Here is a 6,978-nt window from a genome sequence, read left to right on the forward strand (position 1 = left end):
GGGGGAGCGGGCGGACGTTCGGTCGGTGGTCGTGGGGCAGGCAGGCCCGCGCGGCCTGTGCGTTCAGGCGCCCAGCAGCCGGTGGGCCGTGAGGGCCAGAGTGACCTCGACCAGGTCGGACGGGCGGGTCAGGGAGCGGCCGGTGAGCTGTTCGCAACGGCGCAGGCGGTTGAGGACGGTGTTGCGGTGGCAGTAGAGCTTCTCCCCCGCCCGCTGGGCCGAGCCGTCGCAGGCCAGCCAGGGCGTCAGGGTGTCCAGGAGGACCTCCCGGTCGGCGGGTTCCAGGCGCAGCAGCGGGCCGAGGATCCGCTCGGCGAGGGCGCGGCCGAGTTCCGGGCTGGAGACCACCATCGCGGCGGGCAGGTGCTCGGCGAGGCGGACCGTGCCGCCGGAGGCGGGGCAGATGCTCAGGGCGGTGTCGGCCAGACGGCGGGCGTCGCCGACGGCGGCCAGCCCGTCGACGGGGGCGCTGACGCCGATCCGGATGCCCGGCGCGAGTCCGGCCGGGCCGGCGGCCGGCTCGGGCGGGCCGTCGTCGCCGACCAGGACGATCGCGTGGTCCACGTCCACCCCGGCGTGCCAGTGGACGCGCGCCCCCGCCGGTACGGCCGCGGCCCGGGCGGCGGCGCAGCGCGCGGGGTGGCCGCCGGCCACGGCGACGACGACGTACCGGCCGTGCTCAGGCAGGTCGAGGGCCTGGGCGGCCTCGGGCAGGTCGGCGATGCGGCTGGTGCCGTCCAGCAGGGCCGCGGCCAGCAGCCGGGCCCGGTTCTCGCGGCGCCGGTTGAGCTGCCACTCGACCTGCCGGTAGGCGTCGGCGACGAGCGTGCAGTGCTCGTCCACGAAGTTCCACACGTCGGCCGCCACGTGCACCAGCAGCCGCACGTCCTCGGGGGCGGTCCGCGAGGTCTCCTCGACGAGCCGCTGCCACACCAGGGAGCCGCCCAGGCGGAACGCGTGCAGCAGGGCGTCCAGCGGCAGCCCCTGCTCGGCGCGGTCGGCGCCGATCCGCCACGAGCAGCGGCGGGCCGCGTCCCGGGCGCTGCGCGGGTCGATCAGCGAGGCCACACTGTGCCGCAGTGAGCGGTGCGCCTCCTGCCAGGTCCCGGTGGGATCGCCGGCCACGGCCGCCCGGTAGGCGGGCTCCTGTTCCTGGAGCAGGGCCACCAGGCGGTCGGTGAGGTCGGGCAGGTCGTCCAGGAGCACGTGGGCGGCCCGGTGCAGAACGCGCAGCGCGTCGGCGTCGGTCAGCGACGTGGCACGCCGGGTCCGCGGGCGCGGAACGGGTGCCGGTGCGGTGCGGATCGCGGCTCGTGACCGTACGGCGTGGTGCATGGCGGCCCTCCCCCGGGCTCGGGCTTCCAGCGGCGGCGCGCGCGGGCGGGTGCCCGCGCGGGGCCGGTCCCCTGACTCGTCCTGCCCCGAAGGATGGCATACCGTCTGGTCGGTCCCCAGGGGTGTGCAGCGGTCTGTCGGAGTCGCGCGGTGGTTTCCTCGGAATTCCGCGGCCCCTTCAGGAGTTACGCCGCCGTTCCTCGAAGACCCGCCGTCCCTTGCGGAGTTGCGGGGTCGTTCCTCGAAGACCCGCCGCTCCTCGAAATCCCGCCGTTCCTCTCGGAGTTGGCCAGCCGTTCCTTGAATACCAGCCGCCCCTTGCGTAGTTGCGTGCCCGTTCCTCGAAGGTCCGCCGCTCCTTCCGGAGTTGCGCGGCCGTTCCTCGAAGACCCGCCGTCCCTACCGGAGTTGCGCGGCCGTTCCTCAGAGTCCCGCCGCCCTTCCTCGGGGTTCGACCGTCGTTCCCCGGACTTCCCCGGCGGTCTTCTCCGCCTCGTCGACCATGCGGGCCAGCTCCACGCGGGAGCGCACGCCGAGCGCCGCGAAGACCTTGCGGAGGTGGTAGTCGACGGTGCGGGTGCTGACGGCGAGGCTCAGCGCCACCTCCCGGTTGGTGGCGCCCTCGGCGACCTGCCGGGCGATGCGCAGTTGCTGCGGGGTGAGCCGGGCCAGCGCCCCGGTGCCCGTCCCTCGGGTGGCCGCGCCGATCGCACGCAGTTCGCCCCGGGTCTGTTCGGCCCACACGCCGGCGCCGCTGCGTTCGAAGCCGGCCAGGGCCGTGCCGAGCTGGTCCCGCGCCTCCTTGGGTCTGCGGCGCCGGCGCAGCCACTTGCCGTACAGCAGGGCGGTGCGGGCGCGTTCGAAGTCGCCGCCGGTTTCGTCGTGCCGGGCCAGGACCTGCCGGTAGAGGGCGTCGGCGCGGGCGGGCGGGGCCAGCAGCGCGCGGCAGCGGGCGAGTTGGGCGACCGACTGGGGGCCGGCGCCGAACGCCGCCCAGCCGGCGAAGTCGGCCAGGAGCGTCCGGGCGTCGGCGTGCCGCCCGGTGAGCACCGCGGCCTCGACGAAGCAGGGGACGGCCAGGCGCCACACGGCGAAGTGGCCGCGCCGGGGGCCGGGCAGGACGAGCAGTGCGAGCCGGTCGGCGGCGTCGAGGGGACGGCCGCGTCCGAGGTCGGCGCGGGCCGCCGCCCACTGCGCGAGGGTGGCCGCCTGGGCGAGTCCGTGGCGCCGGGCCGTGGTCAGCGCGGCGTCCACGTGCCGGGCCACCACGTCCGGTTCCTCGTCGATCGAGGCCGCGAGGGCGAGGGCGGCGTGGTGGTGGGCGGCCGTGTTGCGCCGGCCCGTCCGCAGCGCGGTGCGCAGGCCCTCCTCGGCGTGGGCGCGGGCCTGGGCGTGCCGTCCGGCGCGCAGTTCGGCGTAGGCGAGGTACTCCAGCGCCTGCGGGACGAGCGCGTCGGAGCCGAGGTGCCGGGCGGCGGCCAGCGCCCGGGCGCCGGCCCGGCGGGCGGCGTCCACCTCGCCGAGCAGCAGGGCCGCGGCTGCCGATCGCAGCAGCGTCTCGGGCCGGTCGTCGGTCCCGGCGCGGGCCACCACCTGCCCGAGCGGTGCGGCCGCCCGGTCCAGGTGTCCTTCGAGCAGGGCCCGCATGCCGCTGCGGTGGTCGCGCACCACGTCACCGGGTCCCGTGTCCGTCCCGAGCGTCGCGAGGCAGGCCGTCAGGTCCCCCGCCGCCCAGGCGGCGTCGGCGGCGGCGAGCGTGGCCCGCGCGGCCTGGCCGGGGTCGTGCGCGGCGAGCAGCGAGGCCGCCAGCAGCAGGGACTGGTGGGCGTCGTCCACCGGCCCGTCCCGCAGTTCGGTCAAGCCGCTCACCAGCTCGGCGCGGCCCCGCACCGCGGCCGGCGCGGCGTGGCCGCGGGCGGGAGCGAGCAGTCGGCGGGCCCGCTCGGGCTCGCCCGCGAGCAGCGCCTGTTCGGCGGCGGCCGTGCGGCGCTCGGCGCGTGCCGGGCCGTCCGGCGTCAGTTCGGCGGCCCGGGCCAACGCCGTCGCGCGCAACCGGTGGGAGACCGGTGCCGCGGTGTCGGACGCCTCGGCCGCCAGCCGGCCGGCCAGCAGGGGCGCGGGACCGGTCAGGGACCAGGAGCGGTGCAGCAGGGCCGGCAGCCGGTGGCCGTCGGCCTCCAGGGCGCGGGCGAGCGCGCGGTGCGCGGCGCGGCGCCGGCCTGGCTCGGCGAGGGCGTGAACGGCGCGGCGCACCAGGGTGCTGCGGAACCGCAGGGTGCCGTCGGAGAGGAGGAGGGGCCCGGGCACGTGCGCGGCCGGATCGGGCGCCCCGGGCCGCAGATGCCGCAGGGCCCGGTGGACGAGGCCGGCGTCGACGTGCGGTCCGTCCGCGGCGGCCACGGCTGCCGCCACCGTCAGCAGCAGGGTCCGGGTGTCCTCGTCGGGGGCGAGCCCGGTCAGGGCGCCGCCCGCCGCGTCCGCGAGGGTCGCGGCGTCGGCCGGCGGCGTCGGCAGGGGGTGGTGTCCGCGCAGTTCGGCCGGTGACAGGCGGCGGACGAGGGCGAGCAGCAGCGCGGGGTTGCCGTCGGCCTCGGCCAGCAACTCCGCGCGGACGGCCGGGTCGAGGTCGCCGCCGGTCGCCTCGTCGAGCAGGGTGGCGGCCTGCGGCCGGGTCAGCGGGTCGAGCCGCAGGACGGGCAGCCGGGCGAACTCGGCGTCGTGCGGGCGGTGTCCGGCGACGGAGACCAGGAGGCCGACGCGGCCCGTTCCGGGGAGGAGTCCGGCCGCCGCGCCGAGGGCGGCCCGGGCGGCCGGGCTCCACAGGTGGGCGTCGTCCGCGCAGACCAGCAGGGGCCGGCCGCCGGCGGCGGCGCGCCAGGTCTCCAGCAAGGTGTGGGGGTCGGCGCCCTGGTCCGGCAGCCACGTGTGCGTGCCGGGGCCGGGCGGCGGGGGCGTGCGGGGGCCTGCGGTCAGGTGCAGGACGGGCCCGGCCGTGAACGCGTGGGCGGCCCAGGTCAGCAGGGTGGTGCGGCCGGCGCCGGGCTCGCCGGTCACGACGAGCCCGGCGCCGTGCGTGCGCAGCCGGTCCAGCAGCGCGCCCACGGCGCGCCGTTGCGTGCTCCGGCCGTGCATCCGCACGTCCGGACACGGGATCGTCTCTCCGGTCATTCCCGCGAGGTTACGTGTGCGTGACCAGCGGCGGAAGCCGACGACCGGACAGGGTTCGACGGGGCCTACGCCCGTTCATCTGCGGATCCGCCACCCCCGGCGAGGGTGCGGCCTGTGCCGGCGCACAGTGCCGTGCCCCGGTGGCCGTGCGGCAGCACAACACCGGCGGCGGTCGCCGGGGTGCGCGGCCGCCGCCGGGTGCTGCCGGTGGAACGTCAGGAGTGGTGGGGGCAGTTGCCCCGGTACTCCTCGATGGTCAGGCTCGGCCGCGGCAGCGGGCACAGGAACTGCTCGTAGCGGGTGTCGTCGTCGATGAACCGCTTGAGCCAGGAGATGCTGTACTTCGCGATCGTCGTGTTGGACGTGTTGGGCGTGAAGTGGGTGGCGTTGTTCAGCTCCAGGTAGGCGCGGTCCGTCCCGGACGGCAGGGTGGAGTAGAAGGGCTCGGCGTGGGTGAGGACGGGGGCGATCGTGTCGCCGTCGGCGCCGACGATGAGGGTCGGGGTGGTGACCTCCGGCCAGGTCTTGTCGGTGTTCCAGGGCGTCAGGGGGATGGCCGCCTTGAGGGACGGGCGGGACTTGGCGGCCTCCAGCGTGCCGCCGCCGCCCATCGAGTGGCCCATGACGCCGAGGCGGGAGCCGTCGATGCGGTTTCTGACCGAGCTGCGCTGGGTGAGGTAGTCCAGCGCGGCCAGCATCTGCCGGCCCCGGGAGTCGGGCTGGTCGAGCGTGGTGAGGGTGTCGATGGTGAACACCACGAAGCCCTGGGAGGCCAGGCGCGGGCCCAGCCAGGCCAGGGAGGACTGGGTGGCGGTGAAGCCCGGCGCGATCACGACGGCGCCGAACGTGCCGTCGGCGGTGCTGGTCGGGTAGTAGACGGTGCCGCCGCCGAAGCCGGTGACGGCCGGCGAGGAGACCATGGTCTCCGACACGGCGTACGGGCCGCGCAGCGCCTCGATGCTGGACTCGGTGGGCGCCGGACCGCGCTCGTAGGGGTTGTCGGCGGCGTGGGCGCCCGGGGTGCCGAGGGTGCCGAGGCCGACGACCGCGGCGATCGCGGCCGCCGCGCCGGCGAGCCGTCGCCGGGTCGCGGAGGCCGGTCGGCCGGGTGCCCTGCGGGCGGCTTCGGTGTGGGGGTTGGGGTGCACGCGTCGTCCTCTCTGTCGTGGCGACGACCCGTCAGGTGGCCGCACACGGCACGGGAACGCGTGGGGTCGCGTTCCCGGTCCGCCGGACGGGCTCGCCGGTGAAGGTGCCGTGCCACTGTCGGTGCGCGGGGACCCCGAGGGGATCGGCAATATCACCGGTCTCCGCAACACGCTGGTCCGGCGGGCGGGGAACGCTCACACGTCGGCAGGCCCGGTGGCGCGGACTGGGCGGCTCCGGCAGCGTGGACGGGCAGCGGCACGTCGACGGCAGAGCGGTGGCATGGCGGCGGCATGCGCCTCGGGCCGCTCGGCTCCGGCCCGACGCGACTCAGGGCCGCCTGCTCGGTGCTGACGGTCCGTATCGCCGCGTCCGCCGCGGACGGCACCTCGGTTTCTCAGCCGGACGTCCGGGGCGACGCGGTGACGGCGGACGGTCCGACCCGAGGGCTCACAGACCGCAGGAGCCGCGGTCGAGGCGGAAGTAGCGGGCGTTGGCCCAGCGGCACAGCCGGATCCCGACGGTGACGCCGGCGATGGTGACCAGGGCGGGCAGGTATCCGCCGGCGAGCTGGGTGATCGGGATCGCCGGGCACCCGCCGGAGATCGCCCAACCGGTGCCGAACAGCACCGCGCCGGGAATCACACCGGCGTGGATGCGTCCGGGGGTGCGGCGGACCCGCAGCAGGGCGAAGGCGACCACGATGATCACCACGGCGCCGGCGAAGGAGAGCAGCATGCGCGGGTCCTGGAAGGTGAACATGCGGTTCAGCTCGGCGTAGTCACCGTAGCCGATGTTGGCGACGGTGTAGCCGAGGGCCAGCCCGGTGAGGATGTGGGCCAGCAGAACCGCGCCTCGCGTACGCATCAGATCACCTTCCACAACAGGAACGACACCGCGACGGCGGTGCCGAAGAACACGGCGGTCGCGACCAGGCTGACCGGTCGCAGTCGGCCGCAACCGTTCAGCCCGTGCCCCGAGTTGCACCCTCCGGCCAGCCGGGTGCCGAAGCCGACCAGCACGCCCCCCACGAACAGCAGGACCACCATGGCGATCGGGTCGGCGGTGACCAGGTTCCGGAAGCCCGGGCCCATGTCGGAGCGGAGCTGGAACCGTCCGGAGGTGACCGCGGCGATCCAGCCGCCGAGGAAGATCGACACCAGCAGGGCAGCCTGGGTGACCAGGGGGGCCGGGCGCAGGCTCGAGGCCACGGGACTCTCGCTCGCGCCCGGGTCGGCGTCCGCTTCGGACGACTGCGGCTCATACGCGGCCTGCGGTGCGGAGGCGGGCTTAGGTGCGGCGCGCTGCGCCGTGGGTGTCACGGTGGGC

General features: G+C 76.5%; 5 protein-coding genes. All 5 read right to left on the bottom strand.

Annotation, left to right across the window (positions count from 1 at the left end; genetic code table 11):
- Positions 1 to 63: 63 nt before the first annotated feature.
- Entirely contained in the window at positions 64 to 1,335 is a 1,272-nt protein-coding gene (locus GV126_RS30510) for a PucR family transcriptional regulator (protein WP_159672695.1), read from the bottom strand.
- A gap of 423 nt (positions 1,336 to 1,758) precedes the next feature.
- Positions 1,759 to 4,503 carry a helix-turn-helix transcriptional regulator gene (locus GV126_RS30515; protein ID WP_159672696.1) on the bottom strand — a complete coding sequence of 915 codons (2,745 nt, stop codon included), beginning with the start codon at positions 4,501 to 4,503 and terminating at the stop codon, positions 1,759 to 1,761.
- A gap of 215 nt (positions 4,504 to 4,718) precedes the next feature.
- The gene (gene bdeA / locus GV126_RS30520) at positions 4,719 to 5,651 is read right to left on the bottom strand and encodes a bis(hydroxyethyl) terephthalate hydrolase (protein ID WP_159672698.1); all 933 of its coding nucleotides are present in this window, start codon (positions 5,649 to 5,651) and stop codon (positions 4,719 to 4,721) included.
- A 448-nt stretch (positions 5,652 to 6,099) separates the two neighbouring features.
- Positions 6,100 to 6,516 (bottom strand): YeeE/YedE thiosulfate transporter family protein, encoded by a 417-nt coding sequence (locus GV126_RS30525; protein WP_159672699.1) that lies wholly within the window; start codon positions 6,514 to 6,516, stop codon positions 6,100 to 6,102.
- The coding region (locus tag GV126_RS30530; RefSeq protein WP_159672701.1) for a YeeE/YedE family protein at positions 6,516 to 6,978 on the bottom strand (463 nt) is incomplete at its 5' end. The genes GV126_RS30530 and GV126_RS30525, both read right to left, overlap by 1 nt.

It is taken from the genome of Streptomyces mexicanus (assembly GCF_902506575.1).
GTDB classification, from domain to species: domain Bacteria; phylum Actinomycetota; class Actinomycetes; order Streptomycetales; family Streptomycetaceae; genus Streptomyces; species Streptomyces mexicanus.